The 23,118-nt window shown below is 35.3% G+C and carries 25 protein-coding genes, 4 pseudogenes and 1 riboswitch; of the genes and pseudogenes, 25 read left to right on the forward strand and 4 right to left on the reverse strand.

Annotated features, from left to right (window positions below; all coding sequences use genetic code 11):
* The first annotated feature begins 2 nt into the window (after window positions 1-2).
* The 14 genes and pseudogenes from M44_RS09470 (at window position 3) to M44_RS09540 (ending at window position 14,347) form a co-directional block, all read left to right on the forward strand.
* Window positions 3-872 carry a superoxide dismutase gene (locus M44_RS09470; RefSeq protein ID WP_010173002.1) on the forward strand — a complete coding sequence of 290 codons (870 nt, stop codon included), beginning with the start codon at window positions 3-5 and terminating at the stop codon, window positions 870-872.
* Window positions 873-1,144: 272 nt separating this feature from the next.
* Window positions 1,145-2,101 carry a D-alanyl-D-alanine carboxypeptidase family protein gene (locus M44_RS21980; RefSeq protein WP_010173003.1) on the forward strand — a complete coding sequence of 319 codons (957 nt, stop codon included), beginning with the start codon at window positions 1,145-1,147 and terminating at the stop codon, window positions 2,099-2,101.
* Between the two features lie 184 nt (window positions 2,102-2,285).
* Window positions 2,286-2,873 carry a nucleoside recognition domain-containing protein gene (locus M44_RS09480; protein WP_029326822.1) on the forward strand — a complete coding sequence of 196 codons (588 nt, stop codon included), beginning with the start codon at window positions 2,286-2,288 and terminating at the stop codon, window positions 2,871-2,873.
* Window positions 2,874-3,404 carry a spore maturation protein gene (locus M44_RS09485; protein ID WP_010173010.1) on the forward strand — a complete coding sequence of 177 codons (531 nt, stop codon included), beginning with the start codon at window positions 2,874-2,876 and terminating at the stop codon, window positions 3,402-3,404. It abuts the gene before it with no gap.
* A 146-nt stretch (window positions 3,405-3,550) separates the two neighbouring features.
* Window positions 3,551-4,280 (forward strand): annotated as a pseudogene (locus M44_RS21985) (pseudouridine synthase).
* Window positions 4,281-4,435: 155 nt separating this feature from the next.
* Window positions 4,436-4,972 (forward strand): thiol-disulfide oxidoreductase ResA, encoded by a 537-nt coding sequence (gene resA / locus M44_RS09495; RefSeq protein WP_040365389.1) that lies wholly within the window; start codon window positions 4,436-4,438, stop codon window positions 4,970-4,972.
* A 15-nt stretch (window positions 4,973-4,987) separates the two neighbouring features.
* Window positions 4,988-6,608 (forward strand): annotated as a pseudogene (gene resB / locus M44_RS21990) (cytochrome c biogenesis protein ResB).
* A gap of 12 nt (window positions 6,609-6,620) precedes the next feature.
* Window positions 6,621-7,804 (forward strand): annotated as a pseudogene (ccsB, locus tag M44_RS09510) (c-type cytochrome biogenesis protein CcsB).
* Between the two features lie 160 nt (window positions 7,805-7,964).
* Entirely contained in the window at window positions 7,965-8,684 is a 720-nt protein-coding gene (locus M44_RS09515; protein WP_010173025.1) for a response regulator transcription factor, read from the forward strand.
* Window positions 8,681-10,445, forward strand: a pseudogene (locus M44_RS21995) (ATP-binding protein). The gene M44_RS09515 and the pseudogene M44_RS21995 overlap by 4 nt, the downstream one beginning before the upstream one ends.
* 230 nt (window positions 10,446-10,675) lie before the next feature.
* Window positions 10,676-11,218, forward strand: coding sequence for an RNA polymerase sigma factor SigX (gene sigX / locus M44_RS09525; RefSeq protein ID WP_010173027.1), 543 nt, complete (start codon window positions 10,676-10,678; stop codon window positions 11,216-11,218).
* Window positions 11,202-12,281, forward strand: a complete 1,080-nt coding sequence (locus M44_RS09530; RefSeq protein WP_010173029.1) for a hypothetical protein — start codon at window positions 11,202-11,204, stop codon at window positions 12,279-12,281. Before sigX ends, M44_RS09530 begins: the two co-directional genes overlap by 17 nt.
* Window positions 12,282-12,547: 266 nt before the next feature.
* Window positions 12,548-13,354 (forward strand): peptidoglycan DD-metalloendopeptidase family protein, encoded by an 807-nt coding sequence (locus tag M44_RS28955; protein ID WP_010173031.1) that lies wholly within the window; start codon window positions 12,548-12,550, stop codon window positions 13,352-13,354.
* A 67-nt stretch (window positions 13,355-13,421) separates the two neighbouring features.
* Window positions 13,422-13,553, forward strand: a riboswitch (FMN riboswitch).
* 215 nt (window positions 13,554-13,768) lie between these two features.
* Entirely contained in the window at window positions 13,769-14,347 is a 579-nt protein-coding gene (locus M44_RS09540) for an ECF transporter S component (RefSeq protein WP_010173033.1), read from the forward strand.
* Between the two features lie 64 nt (window positions 14,348-14,411).
* On the opposite strand, the gene M44_RS09545 is transcribed toward M44_RS09540, so the two are convergent.
* Complete coding sequence (locus tag M44_RS09545; RefSeq protein WP_010173035.1) at window positions 14,412-14,660, reverse strand: ferredoxin; 249 nt, start codon at window positions 14,658-14,660, stop codon at window positions 14,412-14,414.
* A gap of 287 nt (window positions 14,661-14,947) precedes the next feature.
* Between M44_RS09545 and M44_RS09550 the strand changes: the two genes are divergently transcribed.
* The 9 genes from M44_RS09550 (at window position 14,948) to M44_RS22025 (ending at window position 20,783) form a co-directional block, all read left to right on the forward strand.
* A complete protein-coding gene (locus tag M44_RS09550; RefSeq protein ID WP_010173036.1) occupies window positions 14,948-16,015 on the forward strand; it encodes a YpbB family protein in 1,068 nt (355 codons plus the stop codon).
* Window positions 16,015-17,475, forward strand: a complete 1,461-nt coding sequence (locus M44_RS09555) for a RecQ family ATP-dependent DNA helicase (protein ID WP_010173038.1) — start codon at window positions 16,015-16,017, stop codon at window positions 17,473-17,475. The genes M44_RS09550 and M44_RS09555 overlap by 1 nt, the downstream gene beginning before the upstream one ends.
* 127 nt (window positions 17,476-17,602) lie before the next feature.
* Complete coding sequence (locus tag M44_RS22005; RefSeq protein WP_010173042.1) at window positions 17,603-18,037, forward strand: CPBP family intramembrane glutamic endopeptidase; 435 nt, start codon at window positions 17,603-17,605, stop codon at window positions 18,035-18,037.
* Window position 18,038: 1 nt separating this feature from the next.
* Complete coding sequence (locus M44_RS09565) at window positions 18,039-18,314, forward strand: hypothetical protein (protein ID WP_010173044.1); 276 nt, start codon at window positions 18,039-18,041, stop codon at window positions 18,312-18,314.
* Window positions 18,315-18,503: 189 nt separating this feature from the next.
* Window positions 18,504-18,755, forward strand: a complete 252-nt coding sequence (locus M44_RS28150) for a hypothetical protein (protein WP_010173046.1) — start codon at window positions 18,504-18,506, stop codon at window positions 18,753-18,755.
* The gene (locus tag M44_RS28155) at window positions 18,737-19,030 is read left to right on the forward strand and encodes a phosphatase PAP2 family protein (RefSeq protein WP_010173048.1); all 294 of its coding nucleotides are present in this window, start codon (window positions 18,737-18,739) and stop codon (window positions 19,028-19,030) included. Before M44_RS28150 ends, M44_RS28155 begins: the two co-directional genes overlap by 19 nt.
* Before the next feature lie 16 nt (window positions 19,031-19,046).
* Window positions 19,047-19,523, forward strand: coding sequence for a glycosyltransferase (locus M44_RS29425; protein WP_237705254.1), 477 nt, complete (start codon window positions 19,047-19,049; stop codon window positions 19,521-19,523).
* A gap of 246 nt (window positions 19,524-19,769) precedes the next feature.
* Window positions 19,770-20,198 (forward strand): glycosyltransferase, encoded by a 429-nt coding sequence (locus tag M44_RS29430; RefSeq protein WP_337444080.1) that lies wholly within the window; start codon window positions 19,770-19,772, stop codon window positions 20,196-20,198.
* 219 nt (window positions 20,199-20,417) lie between these two features.
* Window positions 20,418-20,783, forward strand: coding sequence for a DUF2663 family protein (locus M44_RS22025; protein WP_010173052.1), 366 nt, complete (start codon window positions 20,418-20,420; stop codon window positions 20,781-20,783).
* A gap of 7 nt (window positions 20,784-20,790) precedes the next feature.
* Here the strand turns inward: M44_RS22025 and M44_RS09585 are convergent, their stop codons facing one another.
* From M44_RS09585 to M44_RS09595, 3 genes are read right to left on the reverse strand one after another with little or no spacing between them, the layout of a single operon-like run.
* Window positions 20,791-21,360, reverse strand: a complete 570-nt coding sequence (locus M44_RS09585) for a manganese catalase family protein (protein WP_010173054.1) — start codon at window positions 21,358-21,360, stop codon at window positions 20,791-20,793.
* A gap of 18 nt (window positions 21,361-21,378) precedes the next feature.
* A complete protein-coding gene (locus tag M44_RS09590; protein ID WP_010173055.1) occupies window positions 21,379-21,639 on the reverse strand; it encodes a spore coat protein CotJB in 261 nt (86 codons plus the stop codon).
* 2 nt (window positions 21,640-21,641) lie between these two features.
* On the reverse strand, window positions 21,642-21,863 hold the full coding sequence (locus M44_RS09595; protein WP_010173056.1) for a spore coat associated protein CotJA: 222 nt from the start codon (window positions 21,861-21,863) through the stop codon (window positions 21,642-21,644).
* Window positions 21,864-22,034: 171 nt separating this feature from the next.
* On the opposite strand from M44_RS09595, the gene M44_RS09600 reads away from it, so the two are divergent.
* Together M44_RS09600 and M44_RS09605 are read left to right on the forward strand one after the other, a co-directional pair.
* Entirely contained in the window at window positions 22,035-22,673 is a 639-nt protein-coding gene (locus M44_RS09600) for a CBS domain-containing protein (protein WP_029326824.1), read from the forward strand.
* A gap of 50 nt (window positions 22,674-22,723) precedes the next feature.
* Window positions 22,724-23,077 carry a hypothetical protein gene (locus tag M44_RS09605; RefSeq protein WP_010173058.1) on the forward strand — a complete coding sequence of 118 codons (354 nt, stop codon included), beginning with the start codon at window positions 22,724-22,726 and terminating at the stop codon, window positions 23,075-23,077.
* Window positions 23,078-23,118: the final 41 nt, after the last annotated feature.

The following is a 23,118-nucleotide window of genomic DNA, read 5'->3' on the forward strand; positions in this document are numbered from 1 at the left end:
AGATGAGAACATATCAATCCTATATATCTGAAATTATAGTCTGGTTAGAGGAGCTTACTGAATGGTCCGAATCTGTTGGCTTAGATCGAAATGATCAAATAAAGAAAGTACTAGAAAGGGCTCATTCTTTAAACAATACTCAAGTACCTAGTACAAAAGAGATGAATACCTTACAATTGGATGTTTTACAGTTGCATGACTTGATATCTGGTACACATAAAAGATATCAGTCACAAATTGAAGAGATTGTGGAGGTTGGTGAACACAAACTCCCCCCACTTCCGTACGATTATGATGCACTAGAACCTTATATTTCTAAGGAAATTATGAGACTTCATCATCAAAAACATCACCAATCGTATGTGAATGGTCTAAATAAGGCAGAAAAAAAGCTGCAGGAAGCTAGGATTACAGGCGATTTCTCGTTAATAAAGCACTGGGAGCGTGAACTGGCTTTTCATGGCTCCGGCCACTATTTGCACACCATATTTTGGGGAATATTAAGTCCAAGTGGTGGTGGTAGACCTAAAGGCGATTTATTAGCGGCAATTGATTCATCTTTCGGTAGTTTTCAAGCGTTTAAAAAACACTTTACAGAAGCAGCGAATGCTGTGGAGGGAGTGGGCTGGGCTATTCTAGTTTGGTCACCTAGAACAAGAAGGCTAGAAATTTTACAGTCAGAACGACATATGCTTCTTGCACAATGGGATACAATCCCGTTGTTAGCTATTGATGTATGGGAGCATGCCTATTATCTTCAATATAAAAATGCTAGAAGTGAATATGTTAATGCTATCTGGAATATTATTAATTGGGATGAAGTAGATTCGAGATTTCAAAAAGCAAAACGTTTAAAATGGATGCCATATTAGCCCTAAATAGATAACATCTTAAAAAATGGAGCATAGAGATATGCTTCTTTTTTTATTTGTCTTGGTAAATCATTTTGTTGATAAAAAGCGAGTGGAAGCTTTGTGAACTTACCCAAACAGAGGAGTCCATTGGAGGTAACTGGGCGGAATTGTTCATAGAAGCTATTATTTGAAGCGTAAAGATTAAATTAGAATCTTCTTCTTATTCATAAATGAGCACTGTGAGCATAAAATTGTACAAACTGTCTTATTTAAAAGGAGTCGAAGCATTTATGAATGATAGAAAATGGATGGCATACCTCCTAACGGTCTTCTTGTTAGGATCTGTTTGCTTTCGACCATTGGATGTACAAGCAGCTCCAGGTGTTTCTGCGCATAGTGCCATTTTAATGGACCAAGAAACTGGAAGAGTATTATATGAAAAAAACGCTGAGCAACAGATGAAAATAGCGAGCATCACCAAAATTATGACGGCGATTGTTGCTATTGAGTCTGATGACTTACAAGATACTGTAACAGTTAGTAGTAACGCAGCTGGAACGGAAGGTTCCTCTTTGTATTTAGTAGCAGGACAAAAGATGAAATTAGAAGATTTATTATATGGACTTATGCTACGATCAGGAAACGATTCAGCTGTTGCGATTGCGGAGCATGTTGGTGGGAGTTTAGAAGGTTTTGTGTATTTAATGAATCAAAAAGCAGAAGAGATTGGAATGGAAAATACAAATTTTGATAACCCTCATGGTCTAGATGATTCAGATACTCATTTATCGACCTCTTATGATATGGCTTTGTTAATGAAATACAGTATGAACAATGAAACTTTTCAAGAAATTTCATCAACTGAAGTACATAAAGCTCCTAATCCAAATGGAGATTGGGACTATTCATGGCATAACAAAAACCGATTACTAACGCAATTATATGAGTATTGCACAGGAGGAAAAACAGGCTATACGAAGCTTGCTAAAAGAACCTTAGTTACAACAGCAGAAAAAGACGGGGAAAAGCTAATTGCCGTAACATTAAATGGACCTGATGATTGGAATGATCATATTTCCATGTATGAATATGGTTTTGATCAATTTGATTATTATGTACTTGCCAAAAAAGGGTCACTGTCAGAAATTAAAGACTCCTATTATAAAGGAAAAGTCTATATTAAGCATGAGATCAAATATTCAATCAAAGAATTGGAAAAGAAAAGATTAGAATCCATTACCAAATGAATAAGCCAACAGAAAAGTTGCAAACGAATCCACCAGAAATCGTKGGGAGAGCCATAGTAGAAATTGATAAGAAGGAATTATTTTCGGTTCCCCATTTATTTTGAAACTYCCTCTGTAAAAGAAGATGAMCCTTGGTGRAAAATTTGRAAAAAACTATTTTTTATTACAATTGGAGTCTCATCAAATGGTTAATCTAMTATGGGTAGGGTTGACCATTATAGGCATAATATTTGCCATGATAAACGGGAAAATGAGCGAAGTGAATGAAGCAATCTTTTCATCTGCTAATGAGGCCGTAACGATTGTTATTGGTTTAGTCAGTGTCCTTGTATTCTGGCTCGGTATTATGAGGATTGCTCAAGATGCAGGATTATTAGAAAAGCTATCTGCTTTATTTAGACCTTTTGTTCAACGATTATTTCCTGAAGTCCCTCATTCTCATCCTGCGATGGGGTATATACTCTCTAATATGGTTGCTAACATGTTTGGGCTAGGGAATGCAGCCACACCATTAGGAATAAAGGCAATGGAGGAGCTTAAGAAATTAAATCATAATAAGCAAGAAGCGAGTCGATCCATGATAACATTCTTGGCTATTAACACGAGTAGTTTAACGATACTCCCAACTACTGTGATTGCCATTCGGATGAACTATCACTCTGCTTCTCCTACTGAAATTGTAGGACCTACTTTATTAGCTACACTCGTTTCTACAATTGGTGCTATCTTAATTGACCGATACTTTTACTACCGAAGAAGGGAGTTGAAGTAAATGGCAATCATTTCGACTATATCTCTATGGATGATTCCATGCATCATTGGGTTTGTACTTCTTTACGGAACATGGAAAAGAGTACCAACTTACGAAAGCTTTGTTGAAGGCGGCAAAGAAGGTATAGGTATAGCGATTTCCATCATTCCTTATTTAATAGGGATGCTTGTAGCAATCACTGTGTTCCGTGCTTCTGGTGCTTTAGAATTCTTTATTGATTTCCTTCGTCCTCTATTCGTTGCGATTGGTCTTCCTCCTGAGATTGTTCCACTTGGCATCATTCGACCGATATCAGGGACCGCTTCGCTTGGTATGGTAAGTGATTTAATTGCCACTCATGGACCAGATTCCTTTATTGGTATCTTAGCGTCCACTATCCAAGGGAGTACAGACACAACCTTATACGTGTTAACCGTATATTTTGGAGCGGTTGGAATTAAAAAGATGGGAGATGCATTAAAAGTAGGATTACTTGCCGATTTACTAGGATTCATTGCTTCTGTTCTTATTGTAACGTGGCTATTTGCTTAAAATATATAGTTGGTAACTAGACTTTCCTAAGGTGAAAGTCTTTTTTAGTTTCTATGGAAAAGTTTTCATTGAAAAGTTTTGGATTTGTGTCATAATTCATTGCAGACTATAATGTTAAGTAGGAATAAAGAAATGGACGTGAAAGTATGGAAAGACTACAGAAAGTAATTGCCCATTCAGGGATTGCATCTAGAAGAAAATCAGAAGAACTTATTGTCGAAGGTAAAGTGAAAGTAAATGGAGTTATCGTTAAGGAGCTAGGAACAAAAGTAGGTCCCAATGATACAGTTGAAGTTGAAGGAGTAAAAGTAGAAAGAGAAGAAAAGGTCTACTTTTTATTATATAAGCCTAGAGGTGTTATTTCAGCCGTTCGTGATGATAAAGACAGAAAAGTTGTAACGGACTTCTTTCCTCATATTCAAGAGCGCATCTATCCTGWWGGTCGATTMGWTTACYGCAKACTRTCCTGGATTGTTAGTTATGACAAACGACGGGGAATTTTCAAACTTATTAACACACCCTAAATATGAAATTGACAAAACATATATTGCGAAAATAAAAGGGATTCCGACTAGACAAGAATTAACAAAGTTACAAAGAGGAATAAAGCTTGAGGATGGAATGACAGCACCTGCAAAAGTGAAATTTATCAGTGCAGATCGTTCAAAAAATACATGTATTGTTGAACTAACGATTCATGAAGGTAGAAATCGACAAGTCCGTAGAATGTTTGAAGCACTAGGATTCCCTGTGATGAAACTAAGAAGAGAACGCTTTGGTACGTTAACACTAAAAGGATTAAATGCAGGAGAAGCGAGGGAGTTAACCCCACATGAAGTGAAGCAATTACGAACTCTAGCTCAAACTGGACAATAATTTGTCACATTGTATTCAAAATCCAAACCGATTTAATAGGATATGACGTGATATAATACAATCGGTACTCTATGGATAAAAAGGGACATTCATTGTCCCTTTCCTTATGAATAACAATAAGACCTATAGGAATGCTTTCAAAGATGGAGGGGTAAATGTTGGACAAGAAGAAAAAAAGACTCATCATGAGATCCGTCATTTTACTAATTTTATTAGGCGCAATTGTTTATGCGTTATATGCCAATTACGCTAAAGATAATAAGGGGACGGTTGAAGTTGGAGAGAAAGCACCAGATTTTGTGCTTGAAGACTTGAACGGTACAACTCATAAGCTTTCTGATTATGAAGGCAAAGGTGTATTTTTGAATTTCTGGGGGACGTATTGTAAGCCGTGTGAAGAAGAAATGCCATACATGGATAACCAATATGCAACATTTAAAGATCAAGGGGTACAAATTTTAGCTGTCAACGTCGGGGAATCTGATTTTGTTGTAGAAAAATTTGTAATTAAGTATGATCTGAAGTTTCCAGTTTTGAATGATAAAGACAAAGATGTGCAAAGAGAATATGATGTATTTAATTTACCTGTTACATTTCTTATTGATTCAAACGGCATCGTAACAGATATTCTTTCTGGTTCCTTAACAGAAGAAATGATTAAAGCTCATATGGAATCTATTCAACCACAGTAGGCGGGAGAGTTAGTTATGAAAAAAATTCAATGTGAATGTGGTCACGTAAATCCAGAGGGCACAGAACTATGTCAAAGTTGTGGAAGACCACTTACGAATGAAACTCAATCTACTAAGCTCTTAGATATGAGATATGAAGGTTCTGCAAGAAGGTCAAAAACATACAATAAATCTCTAGTGGATAAGATATGGAATTTCTTTTCATCCGTCAAGGTGGGAATATGGTTTATCATTTTAACGCTTATTGCATCAGCAATCGGTACCATCTTTCCTCAAGAAATGTACGTTCCAGTTACCTCTCCATTACAAGTAGAAGAATATTATCAGGAGGAATACGGTACGGCTGGACTTATTTATTACCGATTAGGATTAAATAATCTTTATTCTTCTTGGTGGTACATTCTTCTTGTAGCAGGATTAGCTGTGTCAATTATTGTAGCTAGTATTGATCGTTTCTTCCCTTTGTATCGTTCATTAAAGAACCAACGGGTCGTGCGTCACGAAAGTTTCATGTCTAAGCAACGACTCTATTCAGAATCAGAAGATATCCAATTGGATACAAACGACCTTGAAGAGAAGATGAAGAAAAAAGGATACAAAGTGAGACAAGATGAAAAAGGGAACCTTCTTGCTGAAAAAGGGCGCTTTGCAAGATGGGGACCGTACGTAAACCATATTGGTCTTATTATCTTCTTGTTTGGTGGCCTTCTGAGACTTGTACCTGGAATGTATATTGATGAAAAGCTATGGATTCGAGACGGAGAAACCCTTCCTATACCTGGAACAGATAGAGAGTATTACTTAGAAAGTAAACGATTTATTATGGAAGTGTATGATGAAGATGATGATGAAGTGTTTGAAGAGGCTTTGAACCGAGTTGGTTCAGTCGCAAAGAACTTCCAGACAGACGTTGTTCTATATAAACAGCCTACTGGTTTACTACCAGGTGAAAAGGGTGAACTAGAGTTTATCAAAGAAGAAGACATCCAGGTTAATGAACCGTTGAAATTTGATGGCTTTGCCTTGTATCAAACATCATATCAGTTAGATGAATTTAAAGCGATGTCATTTACTTTAGATTCAAAAGACGGGGACAATCGTTTTGGTCCGTTTAAGGTTGATTTATTTAATCCAGACGATGAGTATAAACTAGATACTAATGTGAAAGTGGAATTAATGGGATATTACCCAGACTTCTCAGAGTTTGCTGAAAACGGTGAGCCTCAATCTAAATCATCGTTGCCTCTTAATCCAGCATTCTTATTTAAAATGTACACACCAGAACATCCCGAAGGTGAAGTTAGTTTTGTAGGAATTCAGCAAAATCTTGAACCATTAGGTGAAAATGATTATAAGTTATCCTTTGCTGGATTAGAGACTCAAAATGTTTCGATTTTAACAGTAAGAAAAGATTTAACTCTTTGGGTTCTAGCTTTAGGTGGATTCATCTTTATGGTTGGCGTAGCACAAGGCGCCTATTGGAATCATCGTAGAATATGGATTCAACAAAAGAACAATAAGGTCTTACTAGCTGCCCATGTAAATAAAAAATTGGCATAGTGTAAAAAAAGATTTAGAATATATCTTGGAGAATAGTAAGCTTAATATGCCTATAGATCAAAGTGAGATAAAGTAGGAGGGGAAATGAGTGGACTTAGTTACGATTAGTAGCTCATTATTATATATTGCTTTTGTACTGTATTTACTTGGTACTGCCTTTTTCTTTGGCAGTATTCGTCAAAAATCAATTGATTCAGAAAAAGTATTAATCGCTGGGGAAAACTAGGAGTTATTTCAAGTATAGTAGGTTTTGTCTCACAGCTGGGCTATTTTATCACAAGATGGATTGCGGCAGGACATGCACCAGTTAGTAATTTATTTGAATTTACAACGTTTTTTGGCATGATGCTAGTTGGAGCGTTTATCATTATCTTCTTTATGTATCGTTCAACTGTTGTCGGCTTATTTGCACTTCCAGTAGCAGTGCTAGTAATTGCCTATGCTAGTATGTTTCCAAGGGAAATTAGTCCGTTAATACCTGCACTTAAAAGTCACTGGCTATACATTCATGTTACAACAGCTGCAGCAGGGGAAGCGATTTTAGCCATTAGTTTTGTTACAGGGCTTATCTTCCTAATTAAGAGTATTGATCAAAGTATGCGCTCCATGAAAACTTTTTGGTTAGAGACCATTCTGTTTTCATTAGTTGTTGTAATCGGGTATATTGTTGCCGTAACTGGATTTTCATTAGCAGGGTATGAGGCTTCTTTTGATTATACAAGCAAAGAGGGGACTGAAGCCGTAGCTGATTATAGAGTACCGGCAATCGTTGGTCCTTATGAAGGAATATTAACAACTGAGGGTGCAATGAAACCTTTATTCTCTACTCCAGATTACGTGAGTGCGATTAAACTGAATACAGTGATTTGGTCCTTTATTGTAGGTACCATCCTTTATATTCTAATTCGGTTAATCACTAGACGCAGAATAGGTGCGCTGCTTCAGCCTATAGTGAAAAATATTAATTTAGATTTGATGGATGAAATCGGCTACCGTTCTGTTTTAATTGGGTTCCCAGTGTTCGCACTAGGTGCATTAGTGTTTGCGATGATTTGGGCTCAAGTAGCATGGACTAGATTTTGGGGTTGGGACCCTAAGGAAGTATGGGCTCTTATAACTTTCTTATTCTATGCGGCCTTCTTGCATTTTAGATTAAATAGAGGCTGGCATGGTGAAAAATCTGCATGGCTTGCTGTAATAGGCTTTGTCATCATCATGTTCAACTTATTAGCGGTTAATTTAATCATCGCTGGTTTGCATTCGTACGCATGATTCTAACATTTGCATAGTGGAAATCATCTTTTTTACCGCCTCCACTTTTAGTGGAGGTCTTTTTTTTACTATACTTTAAGTATAGCCATACTCTCTGGTAGAATTTGAATTGAGTTCAACAATTTTAATAGATAGAGTTAGGCAAGTAGGAGGTTTAATTATGGATAAAGAGATAAGAATTTTAGTAGTGGATGACGAAGATCGCATAAGAAGATTATTACGAATGTATCTTGAACGAGAAAATTACTTAATAGACGAAGCTTCCGATGGGAACGAAGCTTTAGAATTAGCTTTAGAAAATAGTTACGATTGCATTTTATTAGATATTATGATGCCTGAAAAAGATGGAATTGAAGTGTGTCAAGCAATCAGAGAAAAAAAAGCAACCCCTGTTATTATGTTGACGGCAAAAGGTGAAGAATCTAATCGAGTGCAAGGGTTTGAAGTTGGGACAGATGATTATATTGTCAAACCTTTTAGTCCAAGAGAGGTCGTTTTACGAGTAAAAGCATTGCTCAGAAGAACATCTACTCAATCGTCTTATATACCTGCTGAAGCCACATCGAAAGATTTATTAGTCTTCCCACATTTAACGATTGACCATGATGCTCATAAAGTACTAGCGGATGATATGGAAGTGAACTTAACTCCAAAGGAATATGAATTGCTACACTTTTTAGCTAAATCCCCTGAAAAGGTATTTGATCGTGAGCAACTATTGAAAGAAGTATGGCATTATGAATTTTTTGGAGATTTAAGAACCGTTGATACACATGTTAAAAGACTCCGAGAAAAATTGAACAAGGTATCTGAGCAATCTGCGAAAATGATTGTGACTGTTTGGGGAGTTGGATATAAGTTTGAGGTTGGAAGTGAATGAGACTTTGGCGAAGTGTAGTAGGAAAGCTATGGATGACCATCCTATTACTAGTTTCTTTTGTGTTATTTATTTTAACGATTCTTTTATTACAGTTCTTTCAGAACTACTTCATTCAACAAGTTGAAAACAACTTATTAAATACAGGACAAAAAATATCGAGAATTCTAGAAGAACATGAATCTCTCTCGTTGGGACTTGAGATCTCTAGAGAAATATTAGATGAAGAAACTAATTTAGTCATTGTCATTAATCCTAATGAAGTGTATTACGATACAGAAATAACGGAACAAGACTTTTATTTAAAAGATAAAATACTTAATGATCGCAAATTGAACAAAGCTCTGAGTGCCAATGAAGTGATAACAAAGGAAATGCTCTTAGATACGGAATATCAAGATAGTGTGTTTACTGTAGGAGTTCCTTTTTCTCTGTCAGATGAACGTACTGGTGCAGTATATATCTATCAATCCCTACAAGTGATGAAGCAAACGACTGAGCAGACAACCAAGCTAATATTCCTTGCGGCATTTATTGCTATTGTACTTACAACTATTTTTGCCTTCTTCTTGTCGACAAGAATCACTTCTCCTTTACGAAAAATGAGAGAAGCTGCCTTTGAAGTGACAAAAGGGAGATTTGAAACCAAAGTTCCTATTTTAACTCATGATGAAATTGGTGAGCTTGCCACAGCTTTTAACCAGATGGGAAGACAATTGAAGTATCAATTAAATGCATTAAATCAAGAAAAAGAGCAGCTTTCTTCTATTTTAAGTTCAATGGCCGATGGAGTGATAACCTTCAATAGAGATGGGACCATTTTTAATTACAAACCCTCCAGCTGAACGTTTCCTTCAGTATTGGTATTATGAACAGGATGCAGAAGAAGCACTTCCACCAACTGTTTATGAATTATTAAATCAAGTGATGACGCTTGAAAGTGAGCAAATTGGTGAATTAAGCTTGCAAGGAAGAAGTTTCGTTATTATTATTTCTCCACTTTATAATCTAAAATCGGTTCGGGGAGCTGTAGCTGTAGTTCGTGATATGACAGAAGAAAGACGTCTTGATAAATTGCGTAAAGACTTTATAGCAAATGTATCACATGAGCTTAGAACGCCAATTAGTATGCTTCAAGGATATTCTGAAGCAATAGTAGATGATGTGGCAGAAACACCTGAAGAAAAAAAAGAGATTGCTAAAATTATTTATGATGAGTCCTTACGCATGGGTAGATTAGTAAATGATCTATTAGACCTTGCTAGAATGGAAGCTGGTCATGTGACCATTCGTCGTGAAGAGGTTGAAATTATTCCGTTTATTGAACGAATTGTAACGAAATTCAATGGTGTAGCCAAGGAAAAAGGTATATCTTTAGGAGTGAAAATTTCAGAAGATGTGAATAGAGACAGTTGGTTACAAGTAGATGGAGATAAACTTGAGCAAGTATTCACAAATTTAATTGATAATGCGATTAGGCATACTCCTGCTCATGGTCATGTAAGTGTTACAATTGAATCTCTTGTATCATCCTATTTATTTACTGTTAGTGATACTGGGTCTGGTATACCAGAAGAGGATTTGCCATTTATTTTCGAAAGATTTTACAAAGCAGATAAAGCAAGAACAAGAGGTAGGTCTGGTACTGGACTGGGCTTAGCGATTGCGAAAAATATTGTAGATGCACATGAAGGTCAAATATCAGTTCAAAGTAAATATGATCATGGTACCAAATTTTTAGTAAACATACCTAAAATTAAATAAGAAATGTTGTCGATTCGACAAGGAGTATAAGGATAAGTGTCTTATTTTCTTGTTTCATACGAAACAATTTAACACCTCTTCGATTCTATTGTAGTTAGAATAGAGGTGTTTTTTTTGTGTTTCCTCCAATCTTTAATCTGCTTTGTCTTGGAGTATGATATGTTAAAAGTATCATAAGGATGTAACTTTTTTTATTAGAGAATACGACAGATATGTAAGGGGGAAATGGAATGAACTCTGTGTTTCATGATTTGTATGATCACTATCATCAGGATCTGTTTAAGTTTTTAATCTACTTAACAAGAGATCGAGATTTAGCAGAGGATCTTGTTCAAGAAGTTTATGTGCGAGTCTTAAAGTCATACGATCGCTTTAAAGGGAACAGTAGTGAAAAAACTTGGTTATTCTCCATTGCGAAAAATGTAGCAGTCGACCATTTTAGAAAGCAAAAAACGTTAAAAAGAAGGATTTTAGAACGATTTGAACATACCTCAGAAGATATTCTTGACCCTTCTAAGCTACCAGAAGAAATTATTCTTCAATCAGAAGAGATAAGGAGAGTATTTGCCTGTTTATCTCTTTGTACACTTGATCAGCAAATGGTCATCATTACAAGATATATACAAGAATTTTCAATCGATGAGACAGCACATATTCTTGGGTGGACGAAAAGTAAGGTGAAAACTACTCAACATCGGGCATTAAACGTATTAAGGGAAAAATTAAAAAATGATGAAACAAAGGAGGCTTTGTTTTATGAAGGAAACAAATGAAGAAAAGCAACTGACCAAACTACTAAAGCAAATGCCTGATATAGAGGATCGAAGATCGAAGGAAGATATTTATAGAAAAATCATGACAAAGGAAGCCACTACCTATTATCGGTATAATTGGTCTCGCCCAATCATTGGCATCATCTCATTATTCCTTCTTACAATTGTTACGTATAACCTATTAGCTGCCAATGATTCTGAAGTAGAGTACAGCCAGGAAGATACAGTAGAGTCGAAACAATTTACTGAATCCAGTGAGAGATCGTTGCCTTTAGTTGACGAAAGTGAAAAATTGAATAAAGATGCATCTGCTGAAAATTCAATTCTTCTGGAAGAAGAATCTTCAAAAGACGGGGAAAAAGCATATGATATCGCTAACCGTATGGACTTTATTCAACTTGGTTCGTTAACTGAAAACGGGGATGTAATTCCGATTACTGTTCCTATTATGAGAGAAGAAACAACATCAATAAATGCGATGGTCGAAGCTGCTAAACAAAGTAACTTATTATTGAATGAGAATCAGTTGACAGTTCTTCCCCTTACAGGAGAATTTTCGGAAATTGATGAAACAACTTTGCTTTATACTATGGGTGAAGATGAGAATTGGAATGTCGGGACAGCTGGTGAGTCAGCGTTTATTCGTTTGCTTGAACAAACATTTGAGCAGTCAGAGTATAGAGAAATAAGATTAGAAAATCATGATGGCACTACCCCAGAATTTTCTCACACTGGGCACCTACCTTCCATTCTTATGAAAGACCAAAGGCTTGCTTATTATAGCTATCCAATATCTGATAAATTTTACCTCATCCCTTCGTTTCAATCATTTGATACGATAGATCAAGCTTTTCAATCTATGAAAGAGAAACAAAACGATTTAATGCTTCCAACTATCCCATCTACCTTTGAATTCACTTTAAATTCTAATGGTGAGACATTAACGATTACATCACAAGAGTCTTTTTCAATAGCTTTCCTAGAAGTAAGTGAAGGAAAACGGATGATGGAAAGTATTTTAAATACAGCAAGGCAGTTTGGGTATTCAGAAGTCATTTTTTAAATATCGCTGAAAATGAGTGGGGAGGTTACAATCTATTGCACCCCATTCCGGTCCCTAAAGGTCCGAATATTATCGGTCAAATGGATGAATAATTGCGAGTACAATGCTAAGAGCATTGTTACTTTTTTTCTTTCAAGTACATACATATTTCATGTTTGGGCACAATGTATACGGTCGCGAAGTTAATAAAAACCAAGGAAAAAGTTCTATTCTTCATCTACTAGTCATAGATTATTTCTGAAAGAACTCTAAAGGAGGGAAATCATTTGAATTTCTATTCTAAATTGGTGCTCGCTTTATTGATTTTCATCAGCCTTCTAACATGTTTAGAAAGTGGACAAGCTTTTGGGAATGAAGAAGCGATACACATAGATACAAAAGACTGGATTTTTCCTACATCGGGAAAAATAAGCGACGAGTTTGGTACAAGGGGCGGAGAACATAGAGGGATTGATATTTCTGGATCATATGGAGAAAGTGTTCGAACTGTAGAAGAAGGGGAGGTTACTAAATCCTATTATTCTTCTTCCTATGGTCATGTCATCTTTGTTTCTCATCCAAGCGGTTATGAAACAGTCTATGCTCATTTAAGCAATCGACTAGTCAAAGAGGGTGCAAAAGTACAAAAAGGACAAGTTATTGGGCAAATGGGTAGTACAGGTAGGTCTAGTGGAACCCATTTACATTTTGAAATTCACGTTGGGACGTGGGAATATAATAATGACACGACATCTATCGATCCGTATATTGTCTTTGGAAAAGGAGAGGTAGGTCATGAGGTTCTGGCAAATTTACACACTCCATACCTAAGTGATTCAGTACATACTCACATCGAACAACAAACACAAAGTGAAGTTCATCATATTGTAAAAGATGGTGACACATTATGGGATATTGCAATTCAATATGAAATAGAGGTAAAAGACATTATGGACGTTAACGAATTGTCGGATTCTCTAATTGTTGTAGGTCAAGAGCTTACGATTCCAAAGCCTTTAACATCTGCCCATTTAAAATCTATTGGGTTTATAGAAGTACTTTCAACTTTAGGAATTGAAGTGAATGGTGTATAGATTAAGAAAAACAAATTTCTTCCCATCTTAAATCTTATTCTGTATAATGGTGATAAAAATAAATATGGTTCATCTTCAGGGCGGGGTGAAATTCCCCACCGGCGGTATTGAGTGACAGAACTCTCAGCCCGCGAGCCTTAGGGCATGATTTGGTGAGATTCCAAAGCCGACAGTATAGTCTGGATGGGAGAAGATGCAAAGTAACTTTTCATAAAATAAGCTTATTTTTATTGTTTATTTAACATGCTTAAAAGTGATACTTAACATAAGTCTAACTCCTGCCCATTTTTTGTATGGAACAAATTCTGTTTCATTTTGCAACAAATGGTGGAGTTAGACTTTTTTGTATGTACTTTAGCTATGAGCGTTACTTTTCTTCTGGTTGATGGAACCGTCAAGAGGAGAGAATGTACAATGAAAAAAATGAATACTAGAATGACCGTGTCGGTGGGGATGTTAAGTTCTATTGCGTATTTGTTAATGTTAATTAATTTTCCGCTACCTATTTTCCCTGCTTTTTTACTAGTTGATTTTAGTGATGTTCCTGCTTTATTAGGAACATTATTGTTTGGCCCTCTAGCAGGAATCTTAATTGAATTAATCAAAAATATATTAGATTATTTATTTACCGGAAGCGAAACGGGTGTTCCTATTGGGCATTTGGCTAACTTCTTAGCAGGAGTATTCATTATTTTACCATTTCACTATGTTGTGAAGAAATTCCAAAGTAAAAATGGTGTCTTAGTGGGTCTTTTATTAGGAGTATTGGTTATGGCTGTGTTGATGAGTATACTCAATTACTTTGTATTCTTACCGGCTTATTCATATTTTTTAAATTATGAACCAATGGCAAGTTCCGAAATGAGAAAATATATTGTCGCCACTATCTTACCGTTTAACGCGATAAAAGGTCTCATTATTAGTGGCGTGTTTATACTTTTATATGCTCCATTAAAAACATGGATTGAAAGGCAAAGATTAGTGAAAATTTAATCATGCTCATTTGCCTTTATTGAACGCATAAAAAAAGAACAAGGAGTACTCCTTGTTCTTTTTTCTATTCAAACTTTAACGCGTCTCCATCAAACGGTTCATCTGCAATTTTTATGGAGTCCGTCGGACAACCTTCAAATGCATCAATCATATCTTCTTCTAATACATCTGGAACTTCAGCAGTCCCTGCATTATCATCAAGAGTTACAAAAGCAATACCTTCATCATCATAATCATAGATGTCTGGAGCTGCTGCACCGCATGCACCGCATGCAATACAAGTATCTTTATCAACAATTGTATATTTTGGCATAAATACCCCTCCTAATCCCAACAATAGTTCAGCTTATTTCTCTAAAGAAATATAGTCTCAATAATCATTCTAATGAAGTCTTTAGAACATTTCAATATAAATATGCTGATCCTGAGAATGTAAGCACTTTCAGTAGCTAAAAACTACATTTTGCACTTAAAATGGAAGAAAATGAGATAGTTTTTAATCCCTTACCATTTCAATGCTTATTATTAACTTCCCCTTAAAATCAAAAATCAAAACCAGAGTATATCAAGTAAGTTCGTGGTAAAATGGGGGAAAGATTGTTGAAGGAGATCGTGATGAACTATTTAGAACTGATTCTTTTACACTGTTTTGCTAAAGTTAATGGGGAGAGAACAGCTTATAGTGTTTTACATTTATTAAATGGGAAACGGTCTAGTCAAACGATTCAAGATGCGTATTTATTCTCATTAAAAGATTATTTTCATACACTTCCGATGCTTAATCGGGATGTATTTAATCAATCTCTTTCTAAGTTAAAGGATAATGGTTGTATTAAATTAGATGAACAAGCTATTGTTAGGATAACAAATTTAGGATCCAGTCTGTTAGAGGAGCATTCGTTGTTGACACCACTGCCTTCTATTCTTCCGGGATGGGATGACCATAAAACGGTGGAGCATTTTTGGAAAAGGTTTAACCTTCTTACTCAATTAGTATCCAACCTTGCATATGGGGAACATAAATTTGTACCAGTTGTTAAAGATCCTATTGTTCAAAGTTGGACAAAAAGCTTTTTATTTCATTATTCTATACCTGTTCAGAAACTTACAGGAGAACTATACAAAGAAATTATCGATATATTGGAAAAGGAAGAATTTCCAGTAGATCCTTCAATCATAACTATCCGCTTATCAGGATATCAAGTTGCGGGGAAAACAACCCAACAATCTAGTCAATTATTAGGAATGGATTCCGTAATGTATTGGTATAGATTTTTAGAAGGCATTACCTATATAGTAAAATTGATAAAGGATAATCAGAGAGAGTTTCCTCATTTATCTTTTCTAGTTGCTGATTTGATGTCTGACTTTACATTAACGGAATCGACTACAAAAACATATGAATTAGTGAAAAGAGGACTATCACTGAAGGAGATTTCTTCAGCTAGAAAGTTACGACTTAGTACAATTGAAGACCATGTCATTGAGATTGCATTAAATGATTCATCATTTTCTATTGATCACTATATTCCAGAGGAAGATGCCAGGTCGGTTTGGAACAAGGCAAGAGCAACCTCGACTAAAAAGTTAAAACCTATAAAAGAATCTTTCACTCACTTAACTTATTTTCAAATTCGCTTAGCTTTAGCTAAAGGAGCTTTGAATTAATGAGCATAATAGAAATATTAAAACAAAAGTTTGGCTACGATACATTTCGTGTCGGACAAGAAGACGTCATTTTATCTGTATTAAAAGGTCAAGATACAGTAGCTCTTCTACCAACGGGGACAGGAAAGTCTCTTTGTTATCAATTACCCTCCTATATGATGGAAGGTACGACCTTAATTGTTTCTCCTCTTCTTTCCTTAATGCAAGATCAAGTAGAACAGATGAAGGTAAGGGGTGAAAAGAGTGTCTTAGCCCTCAATTCATTTTTAACAGCGGATGAAAGAAAATTAGCGTTTAAAAGGTTACATACTGTAAAGTTTTTGTTTGTGTCTCCTGAAATACTTCAGAATGATTATATCCTTAGAAGGATTAAACAATTATCTATTTCTCTTTTTGTGATCGATGAGGCACATTGCATCTCTCAATGGGGACCGGACTTTAGGCCAGATTACATGTTACTTGGTGATATAAAAAACCAATTAAATAATCCAACAACTTTAGCATTAACTGCAACGGCGACAATGTCTATTAGAGAAGACATTATCAACCAATTGAACTTAGTTCATCCTAATGAACTTATTTATTCAGTAGATCGTCCTAACATTGCCATTAATATTATTCACGTAGAAGATTATAAAGAGAAAGTGGAACAATTAATTTCACTTGTAAATCAATTAAATGGTCCAGGAATTGTTTATTTTTCTAGTCGAAAATTAACTGAAGAAATATCAGAACGATTAAATAGAAATGAACATTTGAACGTAGCATTTTATCACGGGGAGATGGATCAAGAACAAAGAACGTTGATTCAGCAGCAATTTATCTACAATGAATTAGATGTTATCTGTGCAACGAGTGCTTTTGGTATGGGGATTAACAAAGAAAATGTTCGATTTGTCATTCATTTTCACATGCCAAGCACTGTTGAGGCGTATCTTCAAGAGATTGGTAGAGCTGGTCGCGATGGTAAGCAAAGTATAAGCATCTTACTTTCAAGCGACTACGATGAGAGTTTACCTTTAAATATGATAGAAAACGAACTGCCATCACAAATTCAAATTGAACGATTCTTCCAATGGAACAGTCGTGTTTCAATGTCACAGGAAGAATACGCAGGATTAAACAATGTACAGTTTAGAATGTTGAGTCATTATGATACCTTTTTAGGGAACAAGGATAGTAAGGAAAAAATTTATATTATTTCTCAAAGGATAGAAGAAAGGAAAAATAAGAAAATACATCAGCTCTTTAGTATGATTAGATGGAAGAATTCAGTAGAATGTCGTAGAGAGGGCTTGCTGCGTTATTTTGATGAACAATTAAAAAGTAAGCCACTTGTGTGCTGTGATCGTTGTGGAATAAATGAAAATGATTTTTATAAATCAAATGATTTAAGAAGTTCGAATAAGAATGACAGCTGGAAAGATCGCTTAGACTATTTATATCGTCAAGGGAAATAAAACATGAATAATATTCAACAGTTAACAGAAAAGCAATTAAACGTCGCATTATATTCTACGCAACTTTTATTACTGGTATTGTGCTTTGCCTTAGTCTTTTTTATTAGATATATCCCTTTTAACGATTATGGAAAATAGTTCTATTTCAATCGGAATGGTATGGGCTTCAATCAGTGTTGGGTTGGTAATTGTAGTTGTTGATATCATTGGTATGATTCGGTATCCGACTATCTATGATGATGGCGGTATTAATCAAACTTTATTTGCTACAAAGTCGTACCTACACATTTTTGTCCTAACACTATTCATAGCAATTTCTGAAGAGTTATTCTTTAGAGGAGTTTTACAATCCTATTTTGGATTGATTCCAGTTAGTTTATTTTTTGCACTTATTCATTTTCGTTATCTAAAGAATTGGTATCTAGTATTAAATGTATTAATAGTAAGTTTCTTGTTAGGTTATTCATATGAATTAACGGAAAGTTTATTTGTCCCCATTACCATACACTTTGTTATTGATTTTCTATTAGCTTGTTGGATTAGATTGAAGGGAAGGAAATAAAATGATGGAAAATCACCGTAGAATTTCAGATGACCCTATTCAAAAGGGAAGCTCTCTTCCGCCTAGAAGTATTAAGCATGGCCACAAGAAAAAGAATGATCCAAAAGAAGCTGAAAAAGATCCAAAGGACACATCCTCTGATAAGCTCATGATTAACGGACTATTAATCGTGTTCATTTTATTACCTGCTGCGTTTTACTTTGGATATTCTTACATTCAAGACACGAACATTCAAAAGCAAGTCGAAATAAACGGTACAATTAAAGTGGAAGAATAAGTTCAGATTCAATAAAAGTTAAACAAAGATACCTTACATCCCAATGTGAGGTATCTTTGTTAACAGAAAATTTTTATAATAATTATTAAGAGTAACAGTTCTTTAATGATAATTTACATATCTTTTGTACTTTTCTAACAATCTTCCAGTAAAATAGGTCCTAGAAGACACTGGAAAGGGGTTCCTTACATGGACCGTATGAAGGATTGGATTATTAAACAAGATCAACAATGGTTTTATGTTTGTAATACACGACCGAAAAGTTTAATAAAATTTAGTAATTGGATCACACATTTGGGTGGTGCGACTTTTACCATATCTTTTGTCTTGACCATGCTTTTCCTAAGTTTGTACTTTCCATCTTTCCATCTTCCTGCAACCATAGCAGCTGGTTCTCTTACAATGAGTCATATCATTGTGGTGTGTGTGAAAAAATTGTAAGAAGAATAAGACCTTATTTATTTCTTCCTGATGCAACAGTTCACGGTCATCCATTTCAAGACCATTCATTCCCATCTGGCCATACGACAGCAATTTTCTCCATAACAGTACCATTTATGGTGGTAGAACCTTTATTGTTATTATTTTTACTGCCAATTTCTATGATGGTTGCTCTTTCAAGAGTTGTGCTTGGAGTACACTATCCAACTGATACTGCAGTTGGAGCATTAATCGGTACTTTAAGCTCATTTGTAGTTGCTATGTTACTAGTTTAATTGGGAGGGACAAGTGATGAGAGTTGCTATTTTTACAGACACCTACTATCCACAAGTAAATGGTGTAGCTAGAACGTTAAAAAGGCTGACTGAACAAATGAGTAAGAGAGGGTATGAATACGAGGTGTTCGCTCCTGAAATAGATAACAGCCCTTTGTATCCGAACGTTCATCAATTTACAAGTATCCCCTTTTTATTTTATCCTGAATGTCGAACTGCCTTTGCGAATCCTAAGACGATTGAAAAAAGGCTAAAAGAATTTAAACCAGATTTAATCCACATTACAACTCCATTAACGCTAGGCCTGTATGGGCTTCATGCAGCGAAAAAATTAAAGATTCCAGTTGTTGGATCATACCATACACATTTTGATTTATATCTAGATTATTACAAAATGTCTTGGATCTCTCCACTACTATGGAAATACATGAAATGGTTTCATGCTCCTTTTGAAAAATATTTGTACCTTCACAAGAAACAAAACTTCACCTAGAAACTCAAGGCTTTACAGATTTATCCATTTGGAGTAGAGGAGTTAACTGCGAAATTTTCACTCCCGATAAGAGAGAGGAAGGCAGACTTCACCTAAAGGATAAGTACTCTATTTCATCTGAAAATATAGCATTATATGTAGGGCGTTTAGCACCTGAGAAAGATCTAAATACATTAATTTACAGTATTAAAACACTTCTGTAAAGACAAAGGAAGACTTGCATTGGATTATCGTCGGAGACGGACCTTGTATGGAAGAACTAAAAGGAGAATTAGAAGAAGAAAAGTTTTGTTTACAGGTTATCTTAGTGGAAATGAGATTGCTATGATGTATGCGGCTGCTGATGTTTTCCTATTCCCATCCGCTACTGAAACTTTTGGGAATGTTGTGCTTGAAAGCTTATCATCAGGTGTACCATGTATTGTATCCAATCAGGGCGGAGTTAAGGACATTGTTACACATGAAATCAATGGATTGAAGTGTGAAGCAGGCAATGGTGAACAGTTTGTAAATGCATTAGAGTACATTATTAATAACCCTTCTGTTAAGCATGAAATGGCAAAACGAGCGAGGCTATACGCTCTCGAGCAATCCTGGGATTGTATTTTTGATCGATTATTTTCAGAATATGAAGAAATTATTTTTTATCATCACCAGATTCTTAAACACGCATAATGAAAAAGGGTGTCCCACTATTATTGGGGCACCCTCTTATGTTCAAAAATAACCATGTTAGCTAAAAAATTCTAACATATTCCACCTAGACAGGCTCATATAGTGTAGAAGATAAGGAGGTGGAAGTGTTGAAAACCAATGTAGAGGAACTTGCTCCGTACGCTGATCAAACAACACTTCAATTATTGAATTTTGTTATTGATAAAAAGAGAAAATTCGATGAAGCTAAAAAAAAGACAGCTTGAACTAGTACTGGCTTGGTTTTGTTTAACAATACTCTATACTGTTTACGTAGTTAAAACCCTTCTTCTGCCATATAGATATTCTTTTCTTGATTTATTTAATCAACTTATGACCAATCAGTTATCAACGTTTGGATTATTAGCCATTTTATTCTGTTTGTTTGCTTTTAAATTATTAAAAGAACAAAAAGAAAAAAAGGAAAAAGAGTATCATGATTTGAGAAAAGAGATTGTTGATAGAAGTAAAGATTTATGGAAAGAGCAACGGTGGAATGATCGGCATATTGTATTTGAACATATAGAAAAAAATTATGATATTAACCTCTATCATGAAAGTAAGTAACGATTGGTTAGTAGTATATTTTTGTACCTTTTTCATCTTTTAGTATTTCAACGGCTTCTCTAAACCGTTGAGAATGAATAATTTCTCTTTCTCTTAAGAACCGCAGTCCATCGTTTAGATCAGGATCATCGCTCATGTTAATAATCCATTGATACGTTGCACGAGCTTTTTCTTCAGCTGCAATATCTTCATACAAGTCAGCGATAGGATCTCCTTTCGCTTGAATATAAGTGGCGGACCAAGGAGCACCCGCTGAATTATGGTAAAACAGAGCGGAGTCATGACTAGCATAATGTGCATCTAATCCTGCCTCTTTCATTTGTTCTGGTGTGGCATCTTTCGTTAATTTGTAAATCATCGTAGCGATCATTTCCAAATGAGCAAATTCTTCAGTACCGATATCTGTGAGAAGCCCAATGACTTTATCCGGAAGGGTATAACGTTGATTTAAATAACGAAGAGCAGCTGCTAATTCACCATCTGCACCGCCATACTGCTCTACAAGAAACTTTGCCAGTGTTGGATTACAAGTACTTACTTTAACAGGGTACTGTAACTTCTTTTCATATACCCACAAAAGATATCATTCCTTTCCTTAAACTTGCCACGGCCACGGAGAGGACTTCCATTCCCAAGGTTGCTTCGTATAAGAGTATCCAAAATTAGTTAGAGGGCCATAGTTTTTTTCAAATTGTTCTTTTAGCTTGTGTCTTTCCTTCACATAATGGTTATATTGCTTGATGGATTCTATATCATTAGGGTGAGTATCTAAATACAAAGTGAGCTCTAATATAACAAAATCAACTTCTTGTAGTTGTTGAAGATGTACATAATAACTAGAAGGTACAGTTTTCAATTTTATTCCTCCTTCTTTTTTTCATATGGATTGTAATAAGGGTCATAAAATTTTTTCCATAGTGTACCGGCTGCTAGTGCTTCTTTTGGATTAAATTGATCTAAATAATAAGGCTGATAACCTATATATAACTGTGGAGGAGTGGAATAAACTTTTTTGCCAATGGGAGGGCAGGGATCGAATGGACTTCTGTATGGGATATAGTTTTTATAAAAGGAATTCACTTCTTTTCCTCCTAACTATTGGAATGGTTCATATATATGAGATATTTCCATAATAAATGAAAATTAGCTCAAAGTTTTTTAGAATTCCCATACAAAAAGAAGGAAATCTGTCAATAATGTCGAATAATATTAAGTAGTAGACTAGAATATGAGAAGGTGTAGGTGAAGGTCATGTTTGTGAAAAGTATAATGATTCCCTTCCATAAGGTATTTCATGTAAAAACGGAAGATACAGTCCGTCAAGCATTGGAAGTATTAGAGGAGCAAGGAATTGATGGCATCCCTGTGGTCAATTCTAAACAAGAATATCAAGGGATGGTTACACGATTCGAAGTATACAAAAAATATTATAAAAGCGATCTATCAAGAGAAGATTTTCTTGATCAGACCAAAGTGAGTGAAGTGTCCACTAGAAAAGATCGATTTATAGATGGCGAAGAAGTATTTGAGAATACATTATTAGAATTGAAGGATTTTCCAATCATTGCTGTCATAGATGATGAGAATAAGATGCTTGGAATAGTATCACGATATGATGTGATGAATGAATTCCAAAGTGCTTTTGGGATGCAACAAAAAGGGATTCGTATTGCATTTACTTCAGTTGAAACGGAAGGGCGCATCTCTCGGCTTGCAGAAATCATTAAACAACATCATGAAAGTGTTATCTCATTAGTAACATTTGACGATACAGATAAAGTACAACGTAGAATTGTTTTAAAGATTGAGAAGCGAGACAATATTGATCGTTTCATTCAAAGGCTTGAAAAAGCAGGTTTTAGAATTTTAGATATTAAAGCAGACGAATAATTATCATGAATTAAAATCCCTTCTCATACGTATGTATAGGAGGGATTTTGATGTGGAAATATGTAAAGATGTTACTGACCTACTGTAGTATTTACTTATTTATGCGTTGGTCACCTCCAATTACATCATGGGAGTTTAATAATGTTATGGTGACGTTAATGCTACACAGTATAGATTTTATGGCTAGTTGCTGCGCGTTAATTGCAGCTTTTTTATTACAATCTAGCCTGATCTCCTATGTATTGAAGAGTGGTACATATCTAACGGTAGAAACGATATTCTTCATAGTGTTAAATTTAGCGTTCATCAGCTTCTGTTTGTTTCAATCTGTTTGGCATACCATTATCGTCTTTGTTCTTTCTGTGTTCTATTACAGTATCGGAGAACTAGATCAATGGTCTTGAAGTTGTACAATTGCTAGTCACAGCCTATACAAAGTTTACAC

The organism is Bacillus coahuilensis m4-4 (genome assembly GCF_000171615.1).
Classification (GTDB): domain Bacteria; phylum Bacillota; class Bacilli; order Bacillales; family Bacillaceae_K; genus Bacillus_T; species Bacillus_T coahuilensis.

Bases quoted from the DNA above. Each gene is read 5' to 3' on its own strand.
- M44_RS09470 (WP_010173002.1), top strand. From the start codon at position 3: ATGAGAACATATCAATCCTATATATCTGAAATTATAGTCTGGTTAGAG.
- M44_RS21980 (WP_010173003.1), top strand. From the start codon at position 1,145: ATGAATGATAGAAAATGGATGGCATACCTCCTAACGGTCTTCTTGTTA.
- M44_RS09485 (WP_010173010.1), top strand. From the start codon at position 2,874: ATGGCAATCATTTCGACTATATCTCTATGGATGATTCCATGCATCATT.
- resA (WP_040365389.1), top strand. From the start codon at position 4,436: ATGTTGGACAAGAAGAAAAAAAGACTCATCATGAGATCCGTCATTTTA.
- M44_RS09515 (WP_010173025.1), top strand. From the start codon at position 7,965: ATGGATAAAGAGATAAGAATTTTAGTAGTGGATGACGAAGATCGCATA.
- sigX (WP_010173027.1), top strand. From the start codon at position 10,676: ATGAACTCTGTGTTTCATGATTTGTATGATCACTATCATCAGGATCTG.
- M44_RS09530 (WP_010173029.1), top strand. From the start codon at position 11,202: ATGAAGGAAACAAATGAAGAAAAGCAACTGACCAAACTACTAAAGCAA.
- M44_RS09540 (WP_010173033.1), top strand. From the start codon at position 13,769: ATGAAAAAAATGAATACTAGAATGACCGTGTCGGTGGGGATGTTAAGT.
- M44_RS09545 (WP_010173035.1), bottom strand. From the start codon at position 14,660: ATGCCAAAATATACAATTGTTGATAAAGATACTTGTATTGCATGCGGT.
- M44_RS09555 (WP_010173038.1), top strand. From the start codon at position 16,015: ATGAGCATAATAGAAATATTAAAACAAAAGTTTGGCTACGATACATTT.
- M44_RS22005 (WP_010173042.1), top strand. From the start codon at position 17,603: ATGGAAAATAGTTCTATTTCAATCGGAATGGTATGGGCTTCAATCAGT.
- M44_RS09565 (WP_010173044.1), top strand. From the start codon at position 18,039: ATGATGGAAAATCACCGTAGAATTTCAGATGACCCTATTCAAAAGGGA.
- M44_RS28150 (WP_010173046.1), top strand. From the start codon at position 18,504: ATGGACCGTATGAAGGATTGGATTATTAAACAAGATCAACAATGGTTT.
- M44_RS29425 (WP_237705254.1), top strand. From the start codon at position 19,047: ATGAGAGTTGCTATTTTTACAGACACCTACTATCCACAAGTAAATGGT.
- M44_RS22025 (WP_010173052.1), top strand. From the start codon at position 20,418: ATGAAGCTAAAAAAAAGACAGCTTGAACTAGTACTGGCTTGGTTTTGT.
- M44_RS09600 (WP_029326824.1), top strand. From the start codon at position 22,035: ATGTTTGTGAAAAGTATAATGATTCCCTTCCATAAGGTATTTCATGTA.
- M44_RS09605 (WP_010173058.1), top strand. From the start codon at position 22,724: ATGTGGAAATATGTAAAGATGTTACTGACCTACTGTAGTATTTACTTA.